General features: G+C 35.1%; 1 protein-coding gene. It reads left to right on the top strand.

Annotated elements, in window-relative coordinates; translation table 11 throughout:
- Positions 1 to 291: 291 nt before the first annotated feature.
- Complete coding sequence (locus ACCI49_RS24520; RefSeq protein WP_371841880.1) at positions 292 to 1,776, top strand: anti-phage protein; 1,485 nt, start codon at positions 292 to 294, stop codon at positions 1,774 to 1,776.
- Positions 1,777 to 1,839: the final 63 nt, after the last annotated feature.

The following is a 1,839-nucleotide window of genomic DNA, read 5'->3' as shown; positions in this document are numbered from 1 at the left end:
TCGTTCAGAATGGACGCTTCATTATCAGAAACTTGAAAAGGTTTAGGTGTACGCATAGAAGATACATTATACGGACAATTCTCCATTAGTTACATTACTTTCCGCATGGACCACTAGAGTAATTTTGTGCCAGTAATGACTAACATGATGATTGATATGTTTATTCTGGTTAGAGTGATTTCCCATTCTTGGGATATGTTGACAAATGATATGATACAGCTTCTTTTGAATACGTTGTTATACCACTATCAATATTGATTAGCCTACTTGCTATCGAACAAGGAGTGTTTCTTGGAATTTGAAGCGTATTACAAGTCTCTAGGGTTGAAGAGTTATCCATTTTCAAAATTCACAGCTGAAGCCGAAATGGATAAAGCCGAAGAAATCTATAAAAAGCCTTCAAATTACTCTGTCATTAATGAGTTGATTTCTGGAAGTTCGATTATCATCTCCGGCGAGCGCGGCTCTGGAAAGACCGCACTAAACCTCGATATAGGAAGAAGGAAAGACACGAAGGATACGCTTCTTGTACGGCTAGAAGATTTTTCAAAGCTTGCAGAAAACTACAGCCATGATGATGTATACAAATTCATAACCGAAGTAATTGCAGGACATTTCTTCATAAAAATGAGTTTTAGCCCTAATGTTCTCTGGAAGTATGATAATGACGAAAGAATAGATCTTTCAATGTACTTGAGCGAATACGTCCCCACATCAACCAAAAATCAGCTGAAGGAACATATTAAAATAATACAAAATGGGTTTCTTAAAAGAACTGGAATAAAATTGTATAATTTGTTCAGAATAATTCTTAATTATGGCATGAAAGCTGCAACTAAAGCAGTTAGCGATGCAATTACAAAACATTTTTCCGCTTTACCTGAATTTGATAGTGGCGATGCAGAGTACTTTATTAAACTAGAAACTGAGATCGACGAAACATTTACTCTAGAGGATAGAAGTTTCCACTATTTAGATAAGCTTTGTAAGTTAATCCTAAAGTCTAATATTAAACAGATAGTTATACTTATTGACAAAATTGATGAAGATCCAAGATTTAAGAATGATGCAGAAAGAATCGCGAAGTATATTGAAGGAATCGCTTCAAACAATAAAATTATGATAAACGATAGTTTTAACGTGGTTTTATTCACTTGGTCGACGCCATTTAATTCTATCAAGTCCAACATAAGAACACAGAAAATCAGTTTTCAACCTCTTTCTTGGACGTCAAAAGGACTAAGAGAAGCTGCTGGGAAAAGACTATCGGCATTTTCGAATAACGAAACTAAAAAACTAGAATCAATTTTTGAAGAAAATTCGTATGATGCGATTAATGAACTAGTGCTGATGTGCAACGAAAACCCACGAGATTTTTGGCATTTGCTTGACAAATCAATTGTTTCGCAGTTTGAGTTAGACAGTGGCTCAAAAATAACGGCCAAAGCTGTACATTTAGGTATCGAGAAATTTGTTAAGCAATTTAATTATTATGAATACTATCCACGAAAAGCGAACGCACGAGCCGATTCTATGGATATATATTCATATATCAAACACCTTATGAAGCTTGATTCAAACGAATTTACTAAGAACAAACTAAAGGATGCCGCAAAAACTGGCGGTTCCACAAATAACTATGTCGTATCCATGGAGAACATGGGACTAATTAAAAAAACTGGGGGTAAGACTAGTCAGGGTGGCGTAATTTATGAAATACGTGATCCAAAAGTTCGATATGCAAGAGAGAAAGAAATAGCGATATCGAGAGCATAACAAGTGACTATGGTTCTTCGTCAAGCTTTTAAGTCATATTTTCATCCCAGTATGTGTTGTTTT

It is taken from the genome of Microbulbifer epialgicus, assembly GCF_041447265.1.
Taxonomy (GTDB): domain Bacteria; phylum Pseudomonadota; class Gammaproteobacteria; order Pseudomonadales; family Cellvibrionaceae; genus Microbulbifer; species Microbulbifer epialgicus.
The sequence above is the reverse complement of the archived record's forward strand: the minus strand, read 5'-3'. Positions and strand labels throughout refer to the sequence as shown.